Annotated in this window: 20 protein-coding genes and 1 other RNA gene; 11 read left to right on the forward strand and 10 right to left on the reverse strand. The window is 43.8% G+C overall.

Annotation, left to right across the window (positions count from 1 at the left end; translation table 11 throughout):
- Positions 1 to 316: 316 nt before the first annotated feature.
- Together LZP69_RS08365 and LZP69_RS08370 are read left to right on the forward strand one after the other, a co-directional pair.
- Positions 317 to 2,521 (forward strand): YjbH domain-containing protein, encoded by a 2,205-nt coding sequence (locus LZP69_RS08365; RefSeq protein WP_234199803.1) that lies wholly within the window; start codon positions 317 to 319, stop codon positions 2,519 to 2,521.
- Positions 2,522 to 2,675: 154 nt separating this feature from the next.
- A complete protein-coding gene (locus tag LZP69_RS08370; RefSeq protein WP_234199804.1) occupies positions 2,676 to 3,599 on the forward strand; it encodes a hypothetical protein in 924 nt (307 codons plus the stop codon).
- 98 nt (positions 3,600 to 3,697) lie between these two features.
- On the opposite strand, the gene LZP69_RS08375 is transcribed toward LZP69_RS08370, so the two are convergent.
- The 3 genes from LZP69_RS08375 to LZP69_RS08385 all read right to left on the reverse strand — a co-directional run bounded on the left by LZP69_RS08375 (position 3,698) and on the right by LZP69_RS08385 (position 6,558).
- On the reverse strand, positions 3,698 to 4,543 hold the full coding sequence (locus tag LZP69_RS08375) for a nucleotidyl transferase AbiEii/AbiGii toxin family protein (protein WP_234199806.1): 846 nt from the start codon (positions 4,541 to 4,543) through the stop codon (positions 3,698 to 3,700).
- A complete protein-coding gene (locus LZP69_RS08380) occupies positions 4,509 to 5,498 on the reverse strand; it encodes a type IV toxin-antitoxin system AbiEi family antitoxin (protein ID WP_234199807.1) in 990 nt (329 codons plus the stop codon). The genes LZP69_RS08375 and LZP69_RS08380 overlap by 35 nt, the downstream gene beginning before the upstream one ends.
- Positions 5,499 to 5,901: 403 nt before the next feature.
- Positions 5,902 to 6,558, reverse strand: a complete 657-nt coding sequence (locus LZP69_RS08385; protein WP_234199809.1) for a hypothetical protein — start codon at positions 6,556 to 6,558, stop codon at positions 5,902 to 5,904.
- 328 nt (positions 6,559 to 6,886) lie between these two features.
- Here LZP69_RS08385 and LZP69_RS08390 point away from each other — a divergent pair, with 328 nt between their 5' ends.
- Together LZP69_RS08390 and LZP69_RS08395 are read left to right on the forward strand one after the other, a co-directional pair.
- Positions 6,887 to 7,993 (forward strand): hypothetical protein, encoded by a 1,107-nt coding sequence (locus LZP69_RS08390; protein WP_234199811.1) that lies wholly within the window; start codon positions 6,887 to 6,889, stop codon positions 7,991 to 7,993.
- 274 nt (positions 7,994 to 8,267) lie between these two features.
- Entirely contained in the window at positions 8,268 to 8,888 is a 621-nt protein-coding gene (locus LZP69_RS08395) for an inovirus Gp2 family protein (protein ID WP_234199813.1), read from the forward strand.
- 51 nt (positions 8,889 to 8,939) lie between these two features.
- On the opposite strand, the gene LZP69_RS08400 is transcribed toward LZP69_RS08395, so the two are convergent.
- From LZP69_RS08400 to radC, 5 genes are all read right to left on the reverse strand, one after another.
- A complete protein-coding gene (locus LZP69_RS08400) occupies positions 8,940 to 9,665 on the reverse strand; it encodes a lecithin retinol acyltransferase family protein (RefSeq protein ID WP_234199815.1) in 726 nt (241 codons plus the stop codon).
- A gap of 87 nt (positions 9,666 to 9,752) precedes the next feature.
- Positions 9,753 to 10,313, reverse strand: a complete 561-nt coding sequence (locus LZP69_RS08405; RefSeq protein ID WP_234199817.1) for a site-specific integrase — start codon at positions 10,311 to 10,313, stop codon at positions 9,753 to 9,755.
- A gap of 107 nt (positions 10,314 to 10,420) precedes the next feature.
- On the reverse strand, positions 10,421 to 10,828 hold the full coding sequence (locus LZP69_RS08410; RefSeq protein ID WP_234199818.1) for a DUF2787 domain-containing protein: 408 nt from the start codon (positions 10,826 to 10,828) through the stop codon (positions 10,421 to 10,423).
- A 96-nt stretch (positions 10,829 to 10,924) separates the two neighbouring features.
- Complete coding sequence (locus LZP69_RS08415) at positions 10,925 to 11,287, reverse strand: hypothetical protein (protein WP_234199820.1); 363 nt, start codon at positions 11,285 to 11,287, stop codon at positions 10,925 to 10,927.
- A 75-nt stretch (positions 11,288 to 11,362) separates the two neighbouring features.
- A complete protein-coding gene (gene radC, locus LZP69_RS08420) occupies positions 11,363 to 11,836 on the reverse strand; it encodes a RadC family protein (protein WP_234199821.1) in 474 nt (157 codons plus the stop codon).
- A gap of 132 nt (positions 11,837 to 11,968) precedes the next feature.
- Between radC and LZP69_RS08425 the strand changes: the two genes are divergently transcribed.
- The 7 genes from LZP69_RS08425 (at position 11,969) to LZP69_RS08455 (ending at position 23,943) form a co-directional block, all read left to right on the forward strand.
- Positions 11,969 to 12,166: a helix-turn-helix transcriptional regulator gene (locus LZP69_RS08425; RefSeq protein WP_234199823.1), complete on the forward strand. Its 198-nt coding sequence runs from the start codon at positions 11,969 to 11,971 to the stop codon at positions 12,164 to 12,166.
- 817 nt (positions 12,167 to 12,983) lie between these two features.
- Positions 12,984 to 15,860 (forward strand): SNF2-related protein, encoded by a 2,877-nt coding sequence (locus tag LZP69_RS08430; RefSeq protein ID WP_234199825.1) that lies wholly within the window; start codon positions 12,984 to 12,986, stop codon positions 15,858 to 15,860.
- 17 nt (positions 15,861 to 15,877) lie between these two features.
- Positions 15,878 to 17,710 (forward strand): AIPR family protein, encoded by a 1,833-nt coding sequence (locus tag LZP69_RS08435; RefSeq protein WP_234199827.1) that lies wholly within the window; start codon positions 15,878 to 15,880, stop codon positions 17,708 to 17,710.
- A gap of 54 nt (positions 17,711 to 17,764) precedes the next feature.
- A complete protein-coding gene (locus LZP69_RS08440) occupies positions 17,765 to 19,504 on the forward strand; it encodes a site-specific DNA-methyltransferase (RefSeq protein WP_442800671.1) in 1,740 nt (579 codons plus the stop codon).
- 21 nt (positions 19,505 to 19,525) lie between these two features.
- On the forward strand, positions 19,526 to 22,261 hold the full coding sequence (locus LZP69_RS08445; protein WP_234199828.1) for a DEAD/DEAH box helicase: 2,736 nt from the start codon (positions 19,526 to 19,528) through the stop codon (positions 22,259 to 22,261).
- A gap of 63 nt (positions 22,262 to 22,324) precedes the next feature.
- The gene (locus tag LZP69_RS08450; RefSeq protein ID WP_234199830.1) at positions 22,325 to 23,461 is read left to right on the forward strand and encodes an XRE family transcriptional regulator; all 1,137 of its coding nucleotides are present in this window, start codon (positions 22,325 to 22,327) and stop codon (positions 23,459 to 23,461) included.
- Positions 23,458 to 23,943: a DUF4411 family protein gene (locus LZP69_RS08455; RefSeq protein ID WP_234199832.1), complete on the forward strand. Its 486-nt coding sequence runs from the start codon at positions 23,458 to 23,460 to the stop codon at positions 23,941 to 23,943. The genes LZP69_RS08450 and LZP69_RS08455 overlap by 4 nt, the downstream gene beginning before the upstream one ends.
- A 278-nt stretch (positions 23,944 to 24,221) precedes the next feature.
- Here the strand turns inward: LZP69_RS08455 and LZP69_RS08460 are convergent, their stop codons facing one another.
- Both LZP69_RS08460 and ssrA read right to left on the reverse strand, forming a co-directional pair.
- On the reverse strand, positions 24,222 to 25,463 hold the full coding sequence (locus LZP69_RS08460; RefSeq protein ID WP_234199833.1) for an integrase domain-containing protein: 1,242 nt from the start codon (positions 25,461 to 25,463) through the stop codon (positions 24,222 to 24,224).
- A gap of 199 nt (positions 25,464 to 25,662) precedes the next feature.
- Positions 25,663 to 26,018: a transfer-messenger RNA gene (ssrA, locus tag LZP69_RS08465) on the reverse strand.
- Positions 26,019 to 26,113 lie beyond the last annotated feature (95 nt).

Here is a 26,113-nt window from a genome sequence, read left to right on the forward strand (position 1 = left end):
TGCTATTTACAGACGCAATCGATATACAGATTGCATCCGGCAAGGTAGCAGCTTTTGACATGGCTGGCCGTTCCCACGACTGTGGTGACAAGCTGGGCTAGATGACTGCTTTTGTTGAATATGGCCTGCGCGATAAAAAGCTCGATAATGAGTTTAAACAGGCCTCGGATAAGATGTTAGGCGTTACTTTTGCCTCACCAGAACAAGACTAAGACGAGCTGCTTGCCTAGGGCTCTGCTTGTTAAAGCTGGTGAGTTTATCGTTTTTTTGGTCACAGTTCTTTGACCTTATAACAATAATGAATGGATAACTATTTATGAGAACAAAGGCTGTTATTTGCTTTGTGCTTGGCTGCGCGATTTTTCAGGCAAATGGCACTGAAATTACTGGCGCAGAAAGTGTGGTGCCAGTAAGTGCTCAGGCAGAAAGCAGAGATTACATTAATAAATCCTATTCACTGCAGGCCTTTACTGGGGCATTTAATACGCCCAATGCCGAAGTGATCGATTATGGTGATTTCGCCTTTGGCTACAGTGATAATTATTACGAGCAGGGGCGTAACGGATATAAGCATGATGGTTTTCAGCGCGCCACGGACTTGAAGTTTGGTGTCAGTGTTTTGCCAAATCTGGAAATTGTAGGTCGCTTAGGAACCCGCACCTCAGATTGTAATAGTTATGTTGATAAAGGTTGTGGCTTTAGGGATCTGTCAGGCTCGTTTAAGTGGCAAATACCTTTTATTCCTGCTGATTGGTTTAAATTGGCTGTTGGCGGCCAGGATATCGGCGGAGCTGCGATTAAGTCACAAGTCTATTATGTTAGCGCCTCGAAAGATTTCAGTTTGGGTGTGTTAGGCGGTATGCGTACCAGTGTTGGGGTTGGTAAGTCTGATAACGCCATTGGTTATATGAATGGTGTGTTCGGATCGATAGAGTATCAGCCCTTTGAGTTTGTGCAGTTGGTGGTGGATTACGATGTTAATGCCGTGAATGCGGGCGTAAAGCTTTATACCCCCAAAGACTGGTTACCCAGTGGATGGCAATTATCTGGCTCGGCGCAATTGTATACCAGTGACCTTGATAATAATGAAAAAGATAACTGGTTTGGGGTTAACCTAACTGTGCCTATGGGGTCGACTCAGCCTCGTCCGAGCTCACAGCAGGTGGCAGAGCGGGCTGCTGATCAAGTAGAGGCTAATCAGGCAGAGACTAATCAGGCTGGGATTAAGCAAGCAGAGGCTAATCAGTATGCACAGGCTTCGAGCCAGTCTGTTGAGCGACAAGCAATTCAAGATAAGCCTAAGGGTGATGCGGCGTTATCTAAAGCTGACATTAACGCCTTCGCCGCCTATTTAGCTGATTATGGTTTCGAGTCTATCAGCATTGGCTTAGATGATAGCAGGGGCTTAGTTATCGAGTTTGAGAATAATCTCTATAACCGTAATGAGGACGATGCCATAGCTGTGATGGCGAAACTGATTGATAAGCAGTTGCATACTAAGGCCGTTTTGAAATTAACCAATTGGGGCTTAGTGGTGAAAACCGTAAACGTGGATTTTACCGACAACAGGCCGCTTGATATTGCTGGCTATGAAACCGCCAATGATGGTAATTGGGTTTCGCGCTTTGTGATCGATGAGCTTCCGTTTGCAGGTGATGTGAATTGGCTAGTCAAAGGGCAGTCCAATGCGTATTTTACACCGCGTCTGATAGTGGCGCCTGCATTGGCCTCATTAGTGGGCACAGAATATGGCGCTTTTGATTATCAACTGGTGATGAGCCTGAATGCTCAGATGTCTTTATGGCCTGGCGCCTTGTTAGATTTCCGCTACATGACAGATACCATTGCCCATTCGGATGACTTTGAAGAGGGTAAATATATCTACAATCGTTTTGGGATCAAGAAGGGGATAGATCGCCGTCTGTTCCATCAGGCGTTCTCGCTGCCTTTTAATCTGTTTACTCAGTTCTCCTATGGTCGCATTTATGGTCAATCGGACGGCTTTTTAAATGAGTCCCGTTGGCAGAGTAACAATGGCTTACATAGAGTCAGCTTTCTTGGGGGCGATTTCGAAACCCCATCGGCAACATCGTCCTATGGCCATGTTCATAATCAGCCAATGTTAATGAAATACCGATACCGTTATTCGCCACTGAATTGGGATATCGAGTTAACGGCTGGTCAATATTGGGGCGGAGATAAGGGTTTTACTGTTAGGTCGCTGCATTGGTTTGATAACGTCCAAGTTGGGCTTAAATATCGTAGAACCAAATTTGATGATATTGACGGTGGAGAAGAGGAAGACTTTTTTGCCATCGGTTTCTCTATCCCGCTTAACTTTAGTAAGTCGATGACGCCTAAGTATGGCTTCCAGATTAGAGGGATTGAACAGTGGAATTACTATGTCGAAACCTCATTAACAGAGAAAAATACTGCGAATTATATTAAAACAGGTTTTGGTCAGGAGCCTTATTTGTATCACAACCTAGATCAAGCTTATTTCAATCGAGATAGGTATTAATTTCACCGAGCATATCTGTGTTAGTATTTTACTGCTGTAGAGCGAGAAAGGTTTAAATAATTATCTGTTTTTAAATAAAAATATATACCATTTATTTACTCCACGTTATGATAGTTCATAGCGTTATTATTAATGTTCATTTGAGGGAAATGCAATGAAATATAAATTTCTAGCGGTGTGTATTTCAGCCGCTATTGTGGTTGGCTGTAATGATCACAAGGACAAGGATAAGGATGTCGTAACACCGCCACCGCCACCGCCATCATCATTAGCTGTGCAGGCATTTGACGGTGCAGTATGGGGAATGGATGCTGAAGCTGTGTGTGACGGCGGTGACCCAATCGAGTTAGGGATGACTGACTTTGAAGGTTTTGTTTATGATGAAACCATTGAAGATCCTTCAAACTGTTCATTTACTTTCTTACCTACAGAGAACGCAATCGATGTGTCTAACGGTAAGGACATGAGCGATGTGACCTATAAAGTTCCTGTCGGTTTAGTTACTGCAGACACAGAAAAAGTCACTGCTTCACCTATCTCTACCTTGATTGCCGATACATTGGGTGACCAAGCTTACAATGAAGCAACGGCTGTTGAAGTATTAAATGCACTCGGTCTGACTGACTTAACCACTGTAAGTGGCATCTCGATTGAGGAGTTCTTGCTGGATGTTGAAGGCAGCATGGCCACCATTAAAGAGGAAGGTAATGCTGAGTTGTTTAGCCAAATCGCAGCAACTAACGTCGTATTATCAGATACTTTAGTAGCGAATCCAGGAATTGATCCTACTCAGTTAGCAAAGGCTGCCGGTAACCTGACCGCGACTGTGCTAGAGAGCTATCCTGAGTATCCGATGAATACCAGTGGTGAAGAGATAGTTATTGATGTGAAAGAAACCTCTAAGAACATCGATGATCTAACTGATCCTAACTACGACCCTGCAACTCCTCCTGCGACAGTTGTAGTGCCTGCGCCTCAACCTGTGAATCCTCCAGAAGAGCCTGAAGATCCAACTCAGCCTCCTACCGGTGGTACAGGTGGCACTGGTGGCGCTGGCGGTGGCGGCACCGGCGGTTAATGAAGTGTTTTGACCTAACGTAGGTTGATAAATTTAAAAAGCCAGTTGAGCAATCAACTGGCTTTTTTGTTTTCTGTCCCGCCTAGGTGGCTATCCAGTTAAAGCTCGTTTAGTTTTAATCCCATCCAGAAATCTTGAAGTAACAAGCTGATTTTATCCGTATCATGTGCTGATGGGTTTTTGAGCATGCTTCTTAGTAGTCTGTTGTCCTGATCAGCTTTAACTAACTTAATTTGATTTATGGTATGAGTGCTACTATCGGCCTGAGATAGTATGCCATTCAGATCGTAACCCAACAGAAAGGCAGCTTGGCGTTCCAAGTCATATTCAAGCGCTTCTGCTGGTATGAAATCTTCCCAAAGACGATCCAGTTGTAAGTGTTGATATTCCAATAGAATGGTTAAGAAGTCGGTTGCATCTTTGTCATTCATATCGGCACGTTCTTGCCAAGCAATGAGTTTAAGCAGAGTTAATCCTGCGAGTGAGGCAACTTTGATGATTATGCCATCACCTATATCAACTAATAGGCTGGCATCATAGGCTTCCTGGAACCCTGCCACCGACATAGTTATTTGATGTTCGGGTGGCCATTGAATTTCACCGTTTTCATCCGCAATGGTTCCGAATGGGATAATGTCTACTGGCAACCCGCTACTATGTATAAGGCGGTGCGCATTATTATTTGCTTCTGTTAGCCCTGTTTGAATTAACGCCTTTTTGACTTCTTTAAACACGTCCCAATTTGGTAGAAGAATACCTGTGTCAATGTCACGGGTCTGCCTGCCAGGATCTCGCCCAAATACGTGGAACAAAACTAAATCCCTTGCTGTTGCCCCAGCCACAAAAAACGGAGTGCCTGTTTTCTGAGTCGTTTCAACGATGAGCTTTAAGACTGGTTCAAATCCTGGTCTAAGGGAATGTTTTAAGGTGTAGATATTGTTCATTGATTTGTCCTGCAACTTCCCTGTTGCGGCTGTCATTGCTGGCCAATAATTCTGCAATTGCCAGTAATGCCTTAGCTTTATTGTTTATTTGTAATTCTTGACCCCAAAATGCGGGAACAAGCCAGAGCTTACCGGTTGTATTGGGCTTTGCCTTGAGCTGAGCAAGCTTTTTTTGTAGTGGTTCGAATGTAAAAAGTTGTAATTCATAGGGTTGTAAATATTGGGTCAGTTCATCGGCAGCGACTTCGCCACCCCAGCAATCTCTCTGATTGAGGGGGATGTCTCTCCAGTCGCTTGGGGCATCTAGCTTTATGCCTCCCAGTTTTGGTCTTAATACCGTTCGGTAATACTCAAACCAAAGTCTATATAGCGCTGCTTGGTCTAGCACATCTCTGCTAGAACCTTGACTGATTAACTTCTCCGCTACCAAATATTGAACCCCTTTACTGACCATACCTAAAGAGATATTTGCCAGATTAGCTATGTCTCTATAGGGCAAATGTAAGGTTTCATCTTTAACTAACAAGGCAAATAGCAGTTTCATAAAACCTACGCCGGGCTTTGCTTGAGGACTATTTGAAGAAAAGCTTTTAAGTGGGCGCTTGCCCTCCACCCAGAGGTTGAACTCTTTATATGTAACCCTTGCGTTACCTGCATTATCAATAAAGTTGATTGAATGCTCAGAGCAAAAATCGGCTAAAAATGGAGATAGCCTATTACAGATAAGCAGAGTATCTGGGCGCACAAAAGGTAACAATGCAGCTAAGCTCTCTTTGCGATGGATATGTTTTATTTCAACATCAAAATGATAGGTTTTATCACGGGCTTTCAGTATCACTTCTGCATCATTGAAGCAATGATTCTCTTTCCTGTTAGCGACAAGAGTGCTTTCGCCATGGAGTTGGGGAGGTAGATTGTCCATTGCGAGCATGAGTAATGTGGCTTCTTTGTTCATACCTGCCTCACGTTCATGAATCATGAACAGATGATAGCCGTGAACAAAACATTCTGCAAGCAACTAAGAGACAACTGTGCTTAAGCTAATACTCTGGAATGATTTTTAAACTGTTGCCGCCATTTTGCAGCCATCTAGATGTGACAAAGGGTTAGCGTTTCCGCTAACCCTTTGTTTTTATTGGTGGGACGGCGTCATCTGAATTGATGTTATTTACAGTTGATTTATATGAGTTTTGTCCGGTTCGGTTGTCTCACTTGGAATACTGCTTGGAATACCAAAAACTGATGTGTAACTTTTGGTGAAAATTCAATATTTTGTAAATTTTTTAATGGTTTATGCTAAGTTTCCCGTTTGGAATCTGAATCGGCGTCCAATCTCGCGTTGAAGTCCTGTTTTACTGCTATTTATTGAATGCATTGTAGTATAATTTTGTTGCTTCAAGCAGTACTTTATCGTCGACTCCCTTGCCCTGTTCATGGGCGAAACAAATTATTTCATAAAGGTTGGCTATTCCTTTCTTTAATTCATTTAACTGTTCAATTTTTGCTTTTGGTTGTTGAGGGGCTTTAGGGATCATAAACTCTTTTTCTATCCAATCCTCCGATTTTTCCTGCTGTTTTATTCTTTTTTCCTCGGGCAACCTATTTTTTGCGGCTTTCTTTTCTGCTAAAAACTGTTCGTAGCTATCTGTAATAAGCAATGTGATAATGTCAGTCTTTTTGTGACCTTTACACATTTGAGTTAGTTGATCCGACACATCTTTCTTAAGGCTAATTGATAGTGTCTTAACAGTTTTATCTTGTCTGTGTTTCCTCACCCTCCATGCGTTCCCCATTTTTTGAGCAAAAATTGAAATGTCGCTATAAGCAACTCCTGTTGTAAGAAAATGGTTAGCTAAAAAATATTTGATACTTTCAATGTCGGTTCGTGGTGGTTGGGGATATTTTTTACTATCCAAATACCCAGTTATCCACTTTATTGATTCGATTGTTTCGGAGTCTAAAAAGTCGAATAGCTTGATGATTTTTGGAAGTTCAATTGGTCTATTAGTTGACATGATTTATCTTCTGGCCATTGCATTACATGTAACGTAACATGTCGTGTGATGCTGAGCAATCAGCTATTAATAGGGGATGTGGTATGCTATATATGGTGCATTCATTAGTTTTACTTGTATCTTAAATATGCAACTATTGCACTCAATGACGGGCGCATCATCTTGTACTAGGTTGATCCTTTTGACTTGGGCTTCCTGCCTTGGTCCTCTATTTCAAGATGGATCTAGAGATGCCCTAGCTAGTGCTTTAGGTGTGTCAAAGCGTAATCTTGGAGTTGCGTTAGAGTACTTAGTACGAGAAGGATATCTTTGGAAAATTAAGAGTCCTTTGGAACGTCAATTTGGTGACAAATCGAGGGTACGTTTTGCTTATAGTTTGACTCCTGAGTGTTGGAGTATGTGGTGTCAGTTTCATGAATCTTTTGTTGGTCTGGATGAATTGACCTGTGCGCTTCGTGGTGAAACATCTGCGGATAAGGCCTCTTCAGAAAGAAACACCGCAATCAGTACCAATATGCGTTTGGTTTGGGCAGCTCTGCTAATACAAAATCATGGAGGATATTTTATAGGATGCAATATTGAGTTAACTAGCAAGTTACTGGGGATGACTGAGTTAACTTTTCGAAAAACCATCAAGCTGTTAATTAGACGAAGTGTCATTTCTACCGTAGTCGATGGAGTAAAAAGGAATGCTTTTTTTGAGCGTTTATTGCCCATCTATAAAATTTCCCCACAAAGCTCTAGACGTAAAGTAATTAAATTGGGGGTATCCCTCTCTAACGATAGCTTTATCCCATTTAGATTGATCAGTGAGCTCAGAGAGTTTTATCGACGTGTTAAAAAGTCTGGACAGCAGGATAAGTATCCTGAGCAGACTTCAAATTTATCGAATGAGCAGTATTTTGAGCTTGCTGAAGTATTCAGTGATAAACAATTAGTCCTGTATGTTTCCCATTTGTCCCTGTCGGCAATTTTATCTCTGGTTCCTATGTACGCTAATCATCTAAATGAAGTTAGTGGACCAAAGGTTGAACGATCAAATTTCCTTGCTCAACAGGTTAGAGGAATGCTAAGGCATGGACTGTTGTGTGAACAATTGCCCGCCGATGCCGATGCCGATGCCGATGCCGATCCCGACAGACAAAAGCAAAAGGAATACATTATTGTCGCTTTAGCCAATGAGGTCGATATGGTCATTCTAGAATTGGCAAAGTGGTGGCGTGATTATTTGGATAAGTTTGGTTTGCATATTCAATTGCATGGCTACTTACCTAATCACTTTATGGTGTCGGTACCCCCTCCTCATCCTCCTTTGCCTGTAGCGATGATGTCCTGTGTGTTAGAAGCATTCGTTCCAGATAACGAGAACTTTTACGATTGTATGCTGCTTGATGATCGTTTGCTGGCTGGCAAGGTGTTTCCGATTGCTAGATAGTGAACTCTGTAGTGATAAAGCTATTGATGTTTCTGGCTAACTCCAGAGTGAATATCAATCTGAACAGCTTGGATTTTGTCGGCAAAACGATCTCCTGGAAGAGTAAAAGTGGGAGGATGATGAGTTCGCAGTCTTCGGTATAGTAGTATATAGGTAGTAACGCATTAATAATTAATGGATTGTATGGCATAGGGTATAGCTAAGATTGCCCTGTGGTAAGTTAAAAAATATTAGTTAAGTCCATCTTGTGTTTAACCAACATAAGGTGCTTAACATGACGAACAATCACTTCAATACTAACCGTTCAATTCAGGATAAATACACCCTCTCATCAGAACATCAACGAATCGTATCTGATGTGTTATCGAGGCATTTACAGCGCTTCAATCGAGTTACTGTGATGCGGTTTGATTTACGTTTCCCAGAATACCTTCAATGGGACGACACTAAGGTGATCTCTCGTTTTATAGATGCATTTAAGAGTCGATTGTCAGCCTGGAATAACCGGCGTGAGTCAGGGCATCCTATTGGCTTTGGTTATATCTGGTGTCGGGAGCAAGCTGTAGGGACTAGTCATTGGCACTATCATGTGGCCTTTATGTTTAATAAGGATGCGCTGTTTACCTTTGGTCGTACTGAGCCTGGTGCTGATAACACCTATAACCGTATTGTGGGTGCTTGGGCGAGTGCATTGGATATCGATATTGGCGAAGCAATTGGTTTAGTGCATGTCTGTGCTAATGGTGTCTACTGGCTGGATCAAAATGCGCCCGATTATGGACAAACGCTGATTGATTGTCAGTATCGGCTGAGTTATCTGACAAAAAAAGAAACTAAGGAGATTGGAGATGGTAATCGTCACTTTAACGCTAGTCAGAAAATCTTCTTAGGCTAATTGTTAGGTTGGGAATAGCAGGGGCCTCATGCCCCTGTACTTTGTTCTGACTTAATGACGTAACCAATACCAGATATCTTTACCAACATCCGCTGCTGCGATCATGCCATCGCCAAGCACTTTAACCGGAGTGATCACCGTTGCTTTAACGGTAGTCTTGGCTGCGCCTGTGACCAATGACGTTGCGGCTTTACCGTATTGACCATCACGTAATTGTTCTGCTGAAGTACTCAAGGTGTCACTGGTGCCATTGATCAGTGTCTCAAGCGGTTTTGCGACGAGATCGCCAGGGGTACCAATCACCCGATTTACCGAGTCAGGTAGGCCCAGATATTCTCCTGCCATCTTGGCTGCGGTGGAGGCCAGCGCAATATTGGCGCTACTGCCCTGGGCGAGCCGTTTGGCACTGCTGCCCAACAATCCCGCTCTGGTACTGATCTGCGCGGTTAGGTGCAGGCTGTTACTCACCTGATCTGAGCTGTCCGTTTCATCGATACACCAATTGACGAAATGCTCACAGTTACTGTCCAGTAGGTGGTAGGGCCGGTATCCTAATAGACTTTGAGCCCGTGCGATAGCGGTTTCACGATCGTAGGCAATGGCTTTACACTTAACGTGGCCACCTTCTGCAAACACCGCAATACTGACTTGTTCAATCACGCCATCTTTACGTTGATGGATCACCTGATCATCACCAACGCATAAGCCATGATGTTGGGTGAGGTGTAGACGGTCGATATTAACGATCAGATGATCGCCAGCTTTAAATGTGTTCATGTGGGTTTCCTCATGACGAAGGGATAAAAAAGAGCCGCACTTTGACGGTGACGACTCCATGGTGGTGTATGGCTTTTGGGATAGGAGCTAGATCTCCAGCTCAACAAAGTCTCTATCAATTTGCTGTTGGGTAATGCCGATATATCGCAGGGTGACCGCTTCTGAGCCGTGCCTGAGCATACGCATCACTCGGCCAATATCCTTGCAGGACTGATACAGGTGATAACCACGGGTCTTACGCATCGAGTGGGTGCCTAATGCCAGCTTGATATCCTCGCCGACAAAGGCAAACGCTCTGGCCACCGCGCGGCGACTGAGTGGTTTCGGGGCTGCGTATTGCATCTGCCTGCTACGGTGGGATTGAAACAGATAGATGTGGTTCGGATGGCGTTTCTGGATCGCCTCAATCAACGCCTGGGTCTTATCGTTGAGCTTGATCCTGGCGGGTTTACCAGTTTTTTGCTCGATAATGGTTAAGCGATCGCCTTGGATATCACTGAACTTAATCGCCAGTAAATCGGAGATCCGCAGGGCCAAGTTAAGGCCGATATTCCACACATCGGCCATCTGCTGACCAAAGTGGCGCTGCAGCAGATAACTGATAAGCTTAATGGTGTCGCGGTTTTTCACCGCTTCGACTTCTTTCATCTGTGGTTCCCTCTTTTTGCTATAGCGTGAATGTGGGAACCGGCCTCAGGCAAACCCGCATGGGGCCTAAGTTCGCTGCTTCCCACAATACCTTTTTGAGAACCAGGTCAGTCGACACTGATCTCTATCTTGTAAATCCCCATCTGGACGTAACGGCAGAAGTTGTTCAGTACTAGCCGTACTGGACTATCGGCGTGTTCCAGGTAACAGCGGCCAAAGAAACTGTTGTAAACCTCCTTTTGCTGAAACTGTATATCCATCTCCTTTTCCAATTCAGGGAAGGGGCCGCCGCAATAGGCAAAGTCGGTGAAGTAGTTCAGATGCCAGCTATCGCCCTGGCGGTAGAGGTTGATCTCCACCGGGTGAAAGCCACCGTTCTCGGCGCTGTAGTCGGGATCGCGGTAGTTAAAGGTGACGATATTAAATTCAGGGATGTTGATGGCTGTCAGTTGCTTCTCTAGTAACTCATAGAAGGGCTCTGGCAGTTGGATAGTGGTTTCGCGGTGGATATTCATGGTGGACTCCAAAACAAAAAGCCCACCAACGGCAAGCGTGATGGGCGAGGTTAGGGTAAGGGTTAGGTAAAGGTTGCTGTTAGTGATTAAACAGAATTAAGTGTGACTGCTCCATTGGGGATGGGCATTGTCACCGTGGTTGTAGTAACAACCGTTGAGGATCATCCGCCACTCGCCATGGGGCGTGCCGTATGTATCGCAATCTCTGACCAAGCGACAAAAGCCAATCTCTTTGGGGAGGTTATCCACCATGTCCCGGCTGCTGACAAACAGCTGAGTCTTACGCAGTTGCTTGGGAGGGCTGATCTCTGCCGGTCCGCTGATGTCGCCATTGTCATCTGTTTGACGGAGAAATATCGGCAGGGTTAACTCCAGGCTAAGGCGATTAAGCAAGTTAGGAAATGCCGAGCAGGCCTCTGCAACTGCCGCCTGGGAAAAGCTATCGGTAAATTCAATCATGATGGTCTCCAAAATAAGCAGGGCTGCCTTATAGGTAGCCCTTTATGCCGGTATGGGCTGTGTCTGAGAGGAATGTCAGAGCCAGCCTCGTTCGGCGAATGACACACACTGATCGCCGACGACGATGTGATCCAGTACCGGCACATCGATGGAATTGAGCGCGGCAATTAATCGCTCGGTGATGCGTCTATCTGCTGCCGATGGCTCAGGGTTACCCGAGGGGTGGTTATGGGCCAGGATCACCGCTGCGGCATTACACAGCAGTACTGCCTTAACGACTTCGCGAGGATAGACACTGGCCGCATCAATGGTGCCGAAGAACATCTCATTGAACTCAATTAACCGGTGCTGGCTATCGAGCATCATCACGGCAAACACTTCACGCTGATGCTGGTGGAGCTTAAAGCGCAGAAAATCACGAGTGGCATCGGGGTTACAAAAAGCATCGCCGCGAACGAAACGCTCGGCGACGATACCGGCTGCGGTTTCGAGAACTTGGGATGAGGTTTTTGACCAGCTGTTGCTGGGCTGGGTGATCACCTTGTGCATAGCGCCTCCTAATGTTGCTAATCGGTATATGCACAGGGGTGATATATATCTGCAAAAGATTTGAAACAGGAAGAAAAGTTAAAAATTACTCAAACGGATTATGTGATGAGTCAATAACAAAGGATACTCATCATGAAACTCATTAAATTGAAAGAAGTAATGGAAATGACCAGTCTGAGCAAAGCTACGATTTATCGAATGATTAAGCAGGAAGCATTCCCCGAAAAGCTATCGATTGGAGGAAGAGCAGTCGCTTGGGTTGAGAGTGAGGTGCAGAATTGGATTTTAACAAGAATAGAGGAGCGAGATTCCCAGAGTGGAACCGATTAAGCCCATATCTATATCTGTTTTATTGCACATTAATTCAGTTCAGGATATCCCTTATAACTTCCTGTCTTCAAAGGCTAAGAATGTCCCCTATTGCTAGATTGAAATGCTTTTTCTTGGCTGCATCCCTCTATAAGTAGGCCTATAAGCAATAACTAAAAATAACCTAACTAAACCAAGGGAATGACTGAAAACAAGCAAGGGTAGGGCAACAGTCAAAGATTACTTAGTTATTATTGTAATAACATTTTCAATCAAGATGTATTAAGTGCTTGAATGTCATAGACTATTCAAGTAGGGCACTCACTGACGTATAGACAAGCGCATCTCCCTTATTGGGATGCGCTTGTCTTGTCGCCCTGATGATCAATACAAGGGGTGGATACTCCATCCCATAGTTCTTCACCTTCAAAGCATTTAACTCCAGTTATATTTCAAACGACGAAGAGAACGTAGTCACATCGCCAAACCACCTACCAAGAAGACCTACGGTGGCTTTGAAGATACCCCAAGGGGGAATTCCACCCATCTGTATTACAGTTTAGTACGAAGACTGTGTGCTACCTCTCTGGATTAGATGGTTATTCTCTGACACAATCCTAAAAATGATGTTTATCAATCTAGATGATGTAGTCGTTTAATCTATAGGTAATTACTAGCGGGCATGACTATTTTTCGGTTATTACATTCTTGCCTACAAGTAACGTATGATGGTGACCAAGATGATCGACTAGCCCTTGTTCAAACGACGCTTTTACGTATTGCGTAAATTTGGCCTGAAAGTGGCAGTAAAGTAATTAAATCTTAAGGACCATTACAGTTGATAACAGACTATCAAGCCAAGTATTTAGCTCATGAACTTACAATTCGCCATGCTGCAGGAGGGGTTGATAGCCTCTCCCAATCTCTGTTTGACGCCAGTGTTGATCTTAATCCTCATCAGATAAACGCGGCACTTTTTGCACTGAACAATCCACTCAGCCAAGGTGTAGTTTTGGCTGATGAGGTGGGGCTGGGTAAAACCATCGAAGCAGGCCTTGTACTGTCGCAGTACTGGGCTGAGCGTCGTCGTAAACTCCTTATCATTTGTCCAGCATCACTACGTAAGCAATGGGCACAAGAACTCGCTGATAAATTCAATCTGCCATCGCAAATTTTGGATGCAAAAACCTGGCGTAATCTGCTGAAGGAAGGAGTGCACAATCCTCTTGCACAAAAGCAGGTCATTATCATGTCCTATCACTATGCTGTTCGACTTGAAGAGCAGTTACTAGTGGAGCCCTGGGATCTGGTTGTTATCGATGAAGCTCACAAACTTAGAAACGCTTATCGAATCAGCAATCGCATGGGGCAGGTGCTGCGGCGTGCACTGACTGGTCGCAAAAAACTGCTGTTGACAGCAACGCCATTACAAAACTCTCTGATGGAGTTATATGGACTCTCAACACTGATAGATGAACAGCTCTTTGGCGATGAGAGAACCTTCCGTCAAAACTTTATTCAAGGCCAAAGTGCAGTCACTAGGCTCAAAGAAAGGTTAAAGGGTTTTATCCACCGTACACTTCGTCGAGACGTGCTGGAATACGTACCTTATACTAATCGCCAGACGATCACAGTGCCCTTTACGCCCACCACGCAAGAAGAGGACCTTTATAACGGCATATCGGCACTGTTGGAACGCGAGGAAAGTTATGCGCTACCCTCAAATCAACGTCATTTAACGGGGCTGATTTTAAGAAAATTACTGGCCTCAAGCTCCCATGCTGTGCTCAATACGCTCGAAACTATATTAAGACGATTGGAGTCTCTAAAAAGCGCCCACAGAAGCGATATCAACATCGTTGCAACGTTAGTGGATGACGATGACCTAGAACAGGAATATTTGGAAGAAATAGATGAGTCTGCGGCCGGTGATGATGATTTAGACCTGCATTTGCTTGATCTTGAAATCAATGAACTCAAGCTTTATATCGACCAAGCCAAGGCCATTGAAACTGACAGTAAAGCAACGGCGCTGCTCACTGCTTTAGAACAAGGCTTCGCCAAAATGGAGGTCATGGGCGCACCGCGAAAAGTGATTATCTTTACCGAATCCAAGCGGACCCAGGAATACTTAAACCGATTTCTTTCAGCCAATGGTTATCAGGATAAGATTGTCACCTTCAGTGGCTCCAATAATCATCAACATGCAACAGAAGTCTACCAACGTTGGCTCGTTGAAAACCAGGGCAGTGATCAAATCACTGGTTCACCACAGGTTGATCGTCGCACCGCGCTTATTGAAGACTTTAAACACCACGCAGAGGTGATGATAGCGACAGAAGCGGCGGCAGAGGGGGTTAACCTCCAGTTTTGCTCTTTGTTGATTAACTACGATTTACCGTGGAACCCCCAGCGCGTTGAACAGCGTATCGGTCGCTGCCATCGTTACGGGCAAAAGTTCGATGTAGTGGTTATAAACTTTCTCAATCAGTCAAATCACGCAGACCAACGAGTATTGGAACTGCTTAGTGAAAAATTCCACCTCTTCGATGGAGTATTTGGCGCCTCAGACGAAGTGCTCGGAAGTATCGAATCTGGTGTTGATTTTGAAAAGCGCATTCAGGCCATCTACGAGACTTGTCGTAAGCCAGAAGACATTGATGCTGCTTTTAAGCGCCTTCAACAGGAGCTTGAAGCTGACATTAATGAAAAAATGAAAGAGACAAGACAGCTGCTGCTCGAGAACTTTGATGAAGATATCCACGACCTGTTAAAAATGCGTCTGGACAGTGCGGAGCAGCGGCTTGATAAAGTCGGGCGCTGGTTCTGGGCTATCACCCGTCATGAGTTGCAAGATCACGCAGATTTTGATGATACAAATCATTGCTTTGAGCTAAAAAATTCGATCCCGAATGTAGTCCCCGGACTCTATCAGCTACATAAGCGCGGGGCTGCGCAGCAACAAGTAGCCGAACTGCCTCACTCCCATCGCTATCGTATATCAGCTCCTTTGGGAGAGTGGGTTTTACAGAAAGCTATCAACCGTGAGTTGCCGTTTGCAAAATTGGTATTCGATTATTCAGCGCACAACGCAAAGGTGTCTGTGCTTGAAAAGCTCCTTGGTCAGTCTGGCATACTTCGGCTGCAAAAATTCAGTATTGAGTCACTGGAACGCAGTGAAGACTACTTGTTGTTTGCCACTGTAGATAACCAAGGCAAAACTATTCCTGCTGAAGTTGCGCAAAAGCTTTTACAGTTGCCATCGCAGGTTCAGTCAGTAGATAAGATGGGCCAATGTGCGGCTTTACCTGAGTCGGAATCGATCCTGGAAGGTATTTTACAGACTGAGTGTCATCTGGTTGAAAAGTCGGTCAACCACCGGAACCTCAGCTTTTTTGAGCAGGAAGTTAACAAATTGGATGCCTGGGCCGATGATCTCAAAGAAGGCCTGGAAGTCTCTATCAAAGAGCTCGATAAACAAATCAAAGAAGTACGCCGTGAGGCTAAGATTGCGGTAACACTCGAAGAAAAGCTCGCGCTGCAAAAACAGCAAAAGAGGATGGAAAGTCAGCGCAACAAAAGCAGACGAGAGCTGTTTGATAAACAGGATGAAGTCGATGAGCGTCGAGAAAGGTTAATCGAGACTTTGGAAGGCAAACTGAACAAAAAAACGATATCGGATACAGTTTTTACTATCTACTGGCAATTGATTTAAGGAAAGGGAATTTAACATTGGCAGCATTACACCCACAATTTTTTGGCCCATTAAGAGACCTGCTTCAACAGAGATTTGTGCCGCATTTACCACCATTGCTAGGGCAAGGTGGGCGAGAAGATAAACCCAAAAAGCAAATTTCTAGGGCATTTAGTGCATTCGTACTTCAGCAAAAATTCGATTTAGACGTAGTAACTGCAGCCAATGCAGTTGTGGACGACTATGAAGATCATGGTATCGATGCCATCTACTATCATGAAGTTGATCAGACTCTGTACTTAGTACAGTCAAAAATGAAGGAAGATGCGCAATTCCAACTGGGCGAAGCGCAGGCTTTTATTGAGGGTGTAAAGTTACTTTTAAACAAGCAATTTCAACGCTTTAATCAAAATGTACAAAATCTTCAAGTAGATATTGAAACAGCATTAGACGAGTGTGAAAGCATTCAACTGCTTGTTGCATACACAGGTAATGGAATTACCATACAAGCACAAAACTACCTACAACCAGCGATCCAAGAGCTAATTGATGAAGGTGAAGAGCAAATCGAACCTGGTTATCAAGAGTTCACTGCCACCGATGTTGAGCAGGCTCTTCGCAGTGAACATGCGGTTGATACAGTAAACGAGCGTGTCGCTGTATATAAGTTTCGAGTGCAAGAACAACCACGAAAAGTCGTATTTGGTATCGCCAAACTAACCGATTTAATTGCCTTGCACACCACTCATGACCGCAAACTCTACGAGAAAAATATTCGCTATTTTATTGGTGCTGGCAGACGCGGGGTAAATAAAGCCATTAAAGACACCCTTTTACATGAGCCTGAAAATTTTATTTACCTTAACAACGGCATAACCCTTGTAGGCAATACGGTTAAAGTTAAGTCAAATAACCGAAGCGGTGCGAAAAATATCGATGTGAGAGGCCTGTCCGTCGTCAACGGTGCACAAACCATCGCCAGTGCAGCACAGTTTATGAGTGAGAATCCTGATGCCGATATCAGCCAAGCCCAAGTGATGGTAACCATTATCAACACGGGGAACGATGCGTTTCACAAACAAGTAACTAAAGCACGTAACCTACAAAATCCTGTCGACTTAGCCAACTTTGCTGCTCTGGACGACACCCAAGAGCGCTTGCGCCAAGAGATGAAAATGTTCGGTGTCGAATACCTCTATCGCCCACAACAAACCGCAGCGGCTGGTATTCGTAGCATCACTATCGACACCTTGGCAAAAGCGCTGGCCTGTATGCAAGCTGATGTGCGCGTGCCTTATCAGCTAAAGGCAGAGCCAGGTAAGTTTACCAACCAGGAAACTGATGAATACCAAGCCATTTTTAGTTCCGGTTTACAAGGTGCTGTAGCCATTAACGCGGTGAACTGCTATCTGGCGATACAAGGCTTATGCACGGCTGCGGAACGCGGGCATCCAAGCCCAGAAAAACTGGTCTATCGCCATTTTACCTACTGTATAACCACGCTTGTAATGGCGCAGTTTAAAGACGCTATTACTGCCCCTGAGATTTCTGAGCAAGCAATATTTGAAGGTTTAATCAGTCGTACCTTTGATGAGCTTCGACAGCAATTTTTTGATAGTTTTACAACATTAGCATTGGGCAGTGTTCCGCACGCGTATTTCAAACGCTTAGGCGATACAGCTCGTTTAATGCAGTCGGTGTGGATCAGCCATTTAAACTTGGCAGAAAACCAAGTAGTGATAGCCAAACAAGAACGCCTTCAAGCGAACGACCCACATAACCAGAATTTATTCAGTTACTTAGCCGAGCAAACACATCGCCAGCAAGGGCAAAACGCTCAAGCTTCCAATCGGCAAGCACAGCCAGCGTAGTCATTGCTGTGGAACAAAAACGCTAAGTAACGAACACAAGATAAGAGTACAGAAATGATGAGCAAAACCAAATTAGAATTGACCTGGATAGGTAAAAACGAACGCAAAAAGTTAGAGCCGCGCATTCTATTAGAAGACCCGAGCAAGTCTTACCATGCCAGCCAAAAAGTCACCCAAAACGATATTTTTGATAATAAGCTGATTTTTGGCGATAACCTATTGGCGCTAAAGGCATTGGAGCAAGAGTATGTTGGGCAAGTAAAGTGTATTTACATAGACCCACCATATAACACAGGCCAAGCATTTGAACATTATGACGATGGACTTGAGAACTCAATATGGTTAAATCTTATGAGAGAAAGACTAGAGATACTCTGGTCTTTATTGAAAAGTGATGGTTACATTGCAGTTCAGATAGACGACAAACAATTTGCAAGACTGTATTTATTGATGTCTGAGATATGTGATGAAAGGAACTTAAAAACAATCACTGTAAAAATGAGTGAGGCGAGCGGCCTGAAAATGGGGTCGGTAAAAAAATATGGAAGTATCCCAAAGCTAAAGGAATATATAATTCTTGCAAAGAAAGACGGTGTTAAGAATATTAGGCTAGATCCTGTTCCAAAGGAAAAGTGGGACACTGAGTACAATATATTCCTTGATTGCTTTACAAAAGATGATAAAGCAAAGGTAGATGAAATATGCAATTTGGACGGCGGAGTTACGGAAAAAGATTTAGCTACTCTCGATAATATTGCTAATAAAATAAATCTGAAATCGGTGGCTGAAATATGCAAAGAACTAGGGTTGAAAGGGAAAGAGAAAGATAACTGGCTATTTGAAAACGCATATCGTATTTGTCAATGTGCTACATCTGCTTCCGTATTGAGTTTAGCAAATGAAAAAAGAGAAAAGATTCAGCAAGAGTTATTTTTCGTAAAGTCAAAAAAAGGGATGATTTATTTTGTTAGAGGTAATTATTCGACGGAATCTAAAAAACCGAGGGTTCAATTAATTTTTGCGGAGGATAACCTTACTGTACATCCAGGGGATCTTTGGACAGATATAAGGACAACTGGTCTTGAAGCTGAAGGGAAGGTCAGTTTCAAAAACGGTAAAAAGCCTGAAGCGCTTGTGGAAAGAGTCATAAAAATGGCGACTGAACCTGGTGACATAGTTTTGGATTCTTTTGCTGGATCTGGCACTACTGCAGCTGTAGCTCATAAAATGAATAGAAAATGGATTTTAGTTGAGCGAGGTATGCAATGTGACACTCACATTATTCCGCGAATGAAGCGGGTAATTGATGGTTCCGACCCTGCGGGCATTACGATGAAATATGGTTGGCAAGGTGGTGGCGGCTTCCGTTACTACAAACTTGCACCGTCTTTAATTGTGAAAGACAAGTTTGGCTTGGAAGTGATCAACAAAGAATACAACCCAGAAATGCTTGCCGAAGCGGTTTGTAAGCTAGAAGGCTTTACCTATGCGCCATCGGAAGTGGATTGGTGGGATCATGGTTATTCAACCGAGACTGATCATATTTATGTCACAACACAAAGCCTGTCTGTTGAAAAGTTAGAAGCACTTTCCGAGGAAGTAGGTAGTGATCGAACCCTATTGGTGATGTGTGGTGCATTTCGCTGTGAGTCAGGTCGCTTTGTCAATTTAACCCTGAAAAAGCTACCAAAAGCCATTTTAGATAAGTGTCAATTTGGTCAGGACGATTATTCGTTAAACGTGGCTAACTTAACAGATGATGCGTATGCCGATGACGATGCAGCGCAAGATTAACGGTTAATAAGGATAATTATAATGACCATGGATTTATCAAGCTTAAAACCCGAGCAAATACGTGCCATTAATAACGTTATTAGCCGTTTAAGTTTACGCCAACCGCAGCAAGACTCGCTGCGCGCTTTAGCAGTGGCAATTAGTACCTCAGAGAACAAACTACTGGACCCTAAGCGCGATGTGCCAGAATTATTAGAAACCCTAAAAGCGCAGTTTCCTAAGCTCAGTGATTTTGAACGCGACTTTCCATCACTGTGTTTTGCCTTGGCAACTGGTGTAGGTAAAACCCGTTTGATGGGGGCTTTTATTACCTATTTGTATCAGGTACATGGCATTCGCAACTACTTTGTGTTGGCCCCAAACCTGACGATTTATGAAAAGCTGATCAGCGATTTTTCGCCCGCTTCGCCTAAGTATGTGTTTAAAGGGATCATGGACTTCGCGCTAGACGCACCTAGGGTAATTACAGGTGATAATTACGAACGTCTGAACTTAAGAGGAGGTACTCTCTTTGGCTCGATAGATATCAATGTTTTTAACATAGCCAAAATTAATACCGAAGTGCGCGGCGGTAAGGCTCCAAGAATAAAAAGATTTGCCGAAGTATTAGGTGAAAGCTACTTCGAGCATTTATCAAAGTTACCCGATTTAGTGCTGCTGATGGACGAATCGCACCGTTATCGTGCCGATGCCGGTATGCGTGCGCTCAATGAGCTTAATCCGCTATTCGCCTTGGAGCTTACGGCCACACCCTTTACCGAATCAAGTCGTGGCCCAGTGCACTTTAAAAATGTGGTGATTGATTATCCTCTAGCCTGTGCCATGGACGATGGTTTTGTAAAAGAGCCTGCTGTCGTTACTCAGCGTAACTTTGATGCCAGCCAATATGATAAAGATGAACTAGAAACCATTAAGTTAATGGACGGTATTCGTTTGCATGAGCAAACCAAAGTGGATTTAACTACTTACGCACATGAAAACGATGCCAAGCTAGTTAAGCCCTTTATGTTAGTGATTGCCCGTGATACCACCCATGCCGCGGAACTTTTAACTAAGCTTGAAAGCGTATTTGAAGGGCGCTATCGCGGTAAAGTAATTCAGGTTGATAGCAGCAAAAAAGAAGAAGAAACCATTCAGGCGCTGCTTAATGTTGAACATGTGGATGAACCTACCGAGATTGTTATACACGTTAACATGCTAAAAGAAGGTTGGGACGTCACCAACCTGTACACCATTGTGCCATTGCGCGCAGCTAATGCCAGAACCTTAATTGAGCAGTCAATTGGCCGTGGTTTGCGTTTACCTTATGGTAAACGTACAGGTGTTGAAGCCGTTGATACGCTAAGTATTGTCGCGCACGACAAATTCCAAGAAATTGTTGATGAGGCTAACGACCCGAATAACCCACTGCGCCTGAAAACGCGAGTATTAGATCGCCCAGAAGACGATGTAACCAAACAAAGTGTGCAGGTGAAATCGAACCTAGAGCAGCAACTTACTGGTTCAGGTGTAACCGCAACAGGTGCGGATGGTAACCGTGAGGTACAAGAACCTAAAGCCGCTTATACCACGCCGAACCAACAAACCGTTGCCCGCGCTGCATTGGACGTGATCAAGCAATATCAAACGCGCCCTACCGATGCGCCAACCAGTAAAGCGCTGTTAACGACTGAGGTAAAAGCACAGATCACCGAACAAGTAAAAGCTCAGTTAACCCAAGAGCAACGGGAGCTATTTACTGAAGAATCGGTGGATATTGCGGCGATTGTTGAGCAAGTCACCAAGCTCACGGTGGATAACACTATAGATATTCCTCGTATTATTGTTTCTCCATCTGGTGAAGTACGTACCGGTTATCATCCGTTTGATTTAGACATTGCTGCAATCAAAGGTTTAAAACCTATCGACCGAACGCTGATCCAACAAAGCCTGCAAGACAATCACCAAACCATTCGTGGCGAAGGAGATTCAGGTAACTACGAGCCGGTGAAGCAGAATTACATTTTGAAGAAGCTATTCGACTACGACGATATTCCTTACGACGAGCAAGCTGAACTCTTGTTTGACCTAGCCACTCAAGCAGTCAATACACTGTCGACTGAAAACGACGACGATGTGGTTGAGAATATTCTGCAAAACCAAAGTGATGCAATTGCGAAGTTAATTCATGCGCAACTAAACAACCACTTCTTTGAAGAAGCAACCGAGTACGTGGTCGATGTACGCAGTGGCTTTAGCACCTTACGTGACTGCGCTTACACCATAGCGCAAGACCAGCCGGTGCAAAACTACCGTGATACCGTGCGCGATGTCAGTCGCATCAAACAAATGCTCTTTGGCGGCTTTAGCCGATGTTTATACCCGCTGCAAAAGTTTGATTCAGACACTGAGCGCCGTTTTGCGGTGATCTTGGAGCGTGATTGCGAGAAGTGGTTTAAGCCCGCCAAAGGGCAATTCAAGATGTATTACAAACGCGGTAGCGAGCATCCTGAATACGTGCCGGATTTCGTTGCTGAAACCACCGACTGTGTATTGATGATTGAAACCAAAAGTACCCAACATCAAAACCAAGACGGCAGTTGGAATGAGGAAGTCACCGAAAAAGCCCGCAGCGGTGTGAAGTGGTGTAACCATGCCAGTGAATACCTTGCACAGCACGGTGGCAAGCCTTGGAAATACTTACTCATCCCGCATGATGCAGTGAAAGAAGCTAATTCTTTGGAGCTCTTTATAACGATGTTTAGTAAACAAGATTAGTGTACAATTATCTCTGTTAAGCAAAACTTTACTTTAGAAACAAGATATATAGCGTGGAAATTCATGGCACAGGCAAATATTAATACAAAAATGTTAAAGTGGGCACGTGAGCGTGTTGGCTTTGCTGTGCCTGAATTTGCGAAGAAGTGTGGTATTAAGCCAGAACGTTTAGAAGAATGGGAAGCTGGTCAAGCCCCGCTTACTTTCAATCAAGCAATGACTTTTGCAGATAAGGCTCATATTCCATTTGGTTACTTATTTTTACCAACCCCCCCAGCTGACGAGCTACCAATTCCTGACTTACGTACACTAGGTGGTGAAGGTGTATTTAGGCCAAGTGCAGAGCTTCTTGACATAGTTAAACTTATGCAGGAACGCCAAGCTTGGTACAAGGATTATTTAAAACAACAGTTAGCGGAACCTTGCCAAGTAGTCGGTCGCTTTTCTGTAAAAGATGGCAAACAAGCGGTTGTTGCAGATATGCGGAAAAAGTTGGGGGTTGCCGAGCACCCTAGCCGCGGCAAATGGGTAGATTACTATCGTGATTTAGTTAGTAAAATTGAGTTTGTTGGCATTTTGGTTATGCGCCAATCTGATTTAGGACACTTTACTCGGCCTTTGTTGGTGTCTGAGTTTAGAGGTTTTGCAATCTCTGATGATTATGCGCCAATTATATTTGTTAATCATGCAGATGCTCCAGGCGCTCGCTTATTCACGCTAATACACGAGCTGTGTCATATTTGGCTTGGTAAATCTGGGGTCTCTGATGGCAATACTCAAAACCACAGGCAGGAAGAGGTATTTTGTAACGCCGTTGCCGCAGAGTTTTTAGTGCCAGAGCATGAGTTTGTTGCTTTGTGGCAGAATGGCTGTGAAAGCTGGCAAGATAATTTGGGACCTTTAGAAGCACACTTTCACGTCAGCACTTGGGTATTAGCTCGCAGGGCACTCACCGTTGGTTTTATTACCGAGTATGAATATAGTAATTATATTGCCACTCAAAAGGCTATCAATAAAAATAAAGGTGATGGTGGTCCAACTTATTATAGGACCAAAAAAAGTCAAATTAGCCAGTCTTTTTCTAAAGCGATTATACAGCAGGCTATGAGTGGGCAAATGTTAATGCGAGATGCTGGATTTTTGTTAGGTAATATGAAACCTGCTCAAATTCCTAAATTTGCTAAGGAATTTGGCTTTTGAAATACTTACTAGATGCTAACACATATATTCAGGCTAAAAACCAATATTACGGTATGGATATTTGTCCGGCTTATTGGGATTGGTTGGACAAGCAATTTGCAAATGGGATAGTTGGCAGTATCGCCATGATTGGCCGCGAATTAAAAGATGGTAATGATGATTTGGCGGAATGGGTTAAACTGCGCCCTGGTCACTTCATGAGTAATGATGATAGCGCCACACAAGCTGTTTTTGCTCAAATTGTTTCACAGGTGATGGCTGGTAGTTACAACCAAGCTAACCGTGATAATTTTTTAGCCAAAGGCGATCCTTGGATTATTGCAAAGGCTAAAGTTTTAGACGCGACTGTTGTGTCTCATGAGTCACTAATAGTTGAAGGAACTAAAAAAGTAAAAGTACCGAATATTTGTGCTGAATTTTCTGTGCCATGCATTGATACCTTCACTTTGCTTAGAGAATTACAGGCAAGCTTTAAACTGTAATGTGGTACAACGCCTGGAGATAGGAAAGATGTTACAGTCTCTTCAATACGGACGCTAATCCTCCTTATCTGATTTTTTGAATTAAGCAAACAATCTAAAAGTTTGTCTTTGTTAATAAAAAAGTGAGTTAACAAAGATTTGTTTAATTTGTCCATAAGACTCAGTCCATACGTTTAGCTTAATGCTTAAATATCCTTGTTATATACGCTCTAGAAGCAAGCCAGGCTCCATGTGGTCGGTATTGGAGAGCAACATTTTGATGCTTAGTATCATTCAACTTAAATTTCAGATTTTTGATTAGTTATTCCATTAAGTGTTGTGGCTGATTTTGAGGCATCCTCGATATGTTCGCTCCACCAGCACATCATTGGACGTCTAAGTTCTAGATATGTAGCACGGTTATATGCTGTACGCACCTCATTAGCGCCTACGTGAGATAATGCAGATTCTATCCAATCAGAGTTGTAGCCCTTTTCGTTTAGAGTGGTACTAGCTAGTGAGCGAAGCCCATGGCTTACTAGCTTTCCATGAAATCCCATACGCTTTAACGCCATATTAGCCGTTTGAGTATTACAGTGAGTTTTAGGTTCTCTGTCAGCAGGAAATATGTATTCTCTATGGCCGCTAATGGGCTTTACAGCCTCCAGTACTCCAAGCATTTGTGGCGTAATCGGGATCAAATGTTCTAGTTTATTTTTCATTTTTTCAGCTGGAATAGTCCAGATTAGCTTTTCTAGATCTAGTTCTGCCCAACGTGCTGTTGCTGCTTCAGAGGGACGTGTCATAGTGTGCAACTGCCACTCAATCAGACATCGAGTTACACGTTTAATCGAAGCTTGTGAAAGCGCTCGCATTAAATCAGGTAGCTCCTCTGGGCTTAGCGTGGCCATATGTTCTTTTTTAGGCTTTTTAAATGCTGCACGAATCCCTACTAGCGGGTTTGTGGGAATGTAGCCACAGTTAACTCCGTAGTTCATGATTTCGTTAAGCCTTTGATTGAGTCGTTTTACAGTTTCTAAACTTCCCTTAGCTTCTATAGGACGGAATAGAGTGATGACATTAGGAGCCGAGATCTTGATAAGGGGTGTATCGCCAAGATCTGGAAAGACGTGTCTTGCTAACGATTGCCAGGTCTTTTGAGCGTGATCTTTAGTCACTTCATGTTTTTTAATTTCCAACCATTCTGCAGCAACATTCTTAAGTGTATATAGAACCTCTTGTTTTATTTTGAATGATTCTTGTTCGCGTTTATCCTTGGGATCAATACCACTAGCAACAAGTTCCCTGTATTCAATGACCTTTTTCCTGGCTTTGACTAGAGAGACTTCGGGATAGGGGCCCATCCCAATATTGACGCGCTTTTTCGTAGTTGGATGGTAATAGTTGAAGTTCCATAACTTTGAACCATTGCTACGAACTCGTAGCTGAAGCCCATCACCATCAGAGAGAACGATGTCTTTTGCGCCTGGCTTCTGTTTTTTGATTTGAGTGTCAGTTAAACGAGTTGTGCTGGTGGCCATAAGTCTCTCAATCGCTCAATGTGGGGGTATTGCACCTTGGTATTCCAAAGATAAGCTAAAAATCCTTGGCATACCAGTTGAAATACCATTCCTCTGCGCTCTCATGAGACGCTATAAGACCATGTGATACTGTAACTTATTGATTTACATGTTTTTAAGCAAGAAAAAAGACGTCCTGAGACGTCTTGATTCTTAGTGTTGGTGGAGGCGGCGGGACTTGAACCCGCGTCCAAAAAACCTACATCCTCGGCACTACATGCTTAGTCTCTCTTTTGGTTAACCCGGTAAACTCCGAAAGACAGGATTTTACAAGGCGAGTCCGGTACTGTTTCGCGGTTCACCCCCGAACAAGGTTCCCTCGCTATCAAATGTAAAGGTGACCATCTTAATACTCTGCCCATTTGAGAAACGTGAGCAAGATGGCTAGCTAGCCTAAGCTGCTAGAGCGTAGTTATCGTCGTTTGCAACTATAACTGTGCGGCTTTTTACGAGGCCAACCGCCCCTCGGCATGCTCCTAGGGTTTCGTGAATCTTGTCGAATCCAGAATCGCCCCCAAGTACAGTGACGATTGTAACCCGTGATATCCTCTATTACCAAGGATTAATATTACGCGGGTAATCGTTTGTTCGTTATCCGTACGTTTTGCTTA

The sequence above is a fragment of the Shewanella sp. AS1 genome, from assembly GCF_021412565.1.
Taxonomy (GTDB): domain Bacteria; phylum Pseudomonadota; class Gammaproteobacteria; order Enterobacterales; family Shewanellaceae; genus Shewanella.

Coding starts and splice junctions, on each gene's coding strand:
- LZP69_RS08410 (WP_234199818.1), bottom strand. CDS start 10,828: ATGAATATCCACCGCGAAACCACTATCCAACTGCCAGAGCCCTTCTAT.
- LZP69_RS08365 (WP_234199803.1), top strand. CDS start 317: ATGAGAACAAAGGCTGTTATTTGCTTTGTGCTTGGCTGCGCGATTTTT.
- LZP69_RS08370 (WP_234199804.1), top strand. CDS start 2,676: ATGAAATATAAATTTCTAGCGGTGTGTATTTCAGCCGCTATTGTGGTT.
- LZP69_RS08380 (WP_234199807.1), bottom strand. CDS start 5,498: ATGAACAAAGAAGCCACATTACTCATGCTCGCAATGGACAATCTACCT.
- LZP69_RS08415 (WP_234199820.1), bottom strand. CDS start 11,287: ATGATTGAATTTACCGATAGCTTTTCCCAGGCGGCAGTTGCAGAGGCC.
- LZP69_RS08395 (WP_234199813.1), top strand. CDS start 8,268: ATGACGAACAATCACTTCAATACTAACCGTTCAATTCAGGATAAATAC.
- radC (WP_234199821.1), bottom strand. CDS start 11,836: ATGCACAAGGTGATCACCCAGCCCAGCAACAGCTGGTCAAAAACCTCA.
- LZP69_RS08375 (WP_234199806.1), bottom strand. CDS start 4,543: ATGAACAATATCTACACCTTAAAACATTCCCTTAGACCAGGATTTGAA.
- LZP69_RS08450 (WP_234199830.1), top strand. CDS start 22,325: ATGGCACAGGCAAATATTAATACAAAAATGTTAAAGTGGGCACGTGAG.
- LZP69_RS08445 (WP_234199828.1), top strand. CDS start 19,526: ATGACCATGGATTTATCAAGCTTAAAACCCGAGCAAATACGTGCCATT.
- LZP69_RS08460 (WP_234199833.1), bottom strand. CDS start 25,463: ATGGCCACCAGCACAACTCGTTTAACTGACACTCAAATCAAAAAACAG.
- LZP69_RS08440 (WP_442800671.1), top strand. CDS start 17,765: ATGATGAGCAAAACCAAATTAGAATTGACCTGGATAGGTAAAAACGAA.
- LZP69_RS08425 (WP_234199823.1), top strand. CDS start 11,969: ATGAAACTCATTAAATTGAAAGAAGTAATGGAAATGACCAGTCTGAGC.
- LZP69_RS08400 (WP_234199815.1), bottom strand. CDS start 9,665: ATGAACACATTTAAAGCTGGCGATCATCTGATCGTTAATATCGACCGT.
- LZP69_RS08385 (WP_234199809.1), bottom strand. CDS start 6,558: ATGTCAACTAATAGACCAATTGAACTTCCAAAAATCATCAAGCTATTC.
- LZP69_RS08405 (WP_234199817.1), bottom strand. CDS start 10,313: ATGAAAGAAGTCGAAGCGGTGAAAAACCGCGACACCATTAAGCTTATC.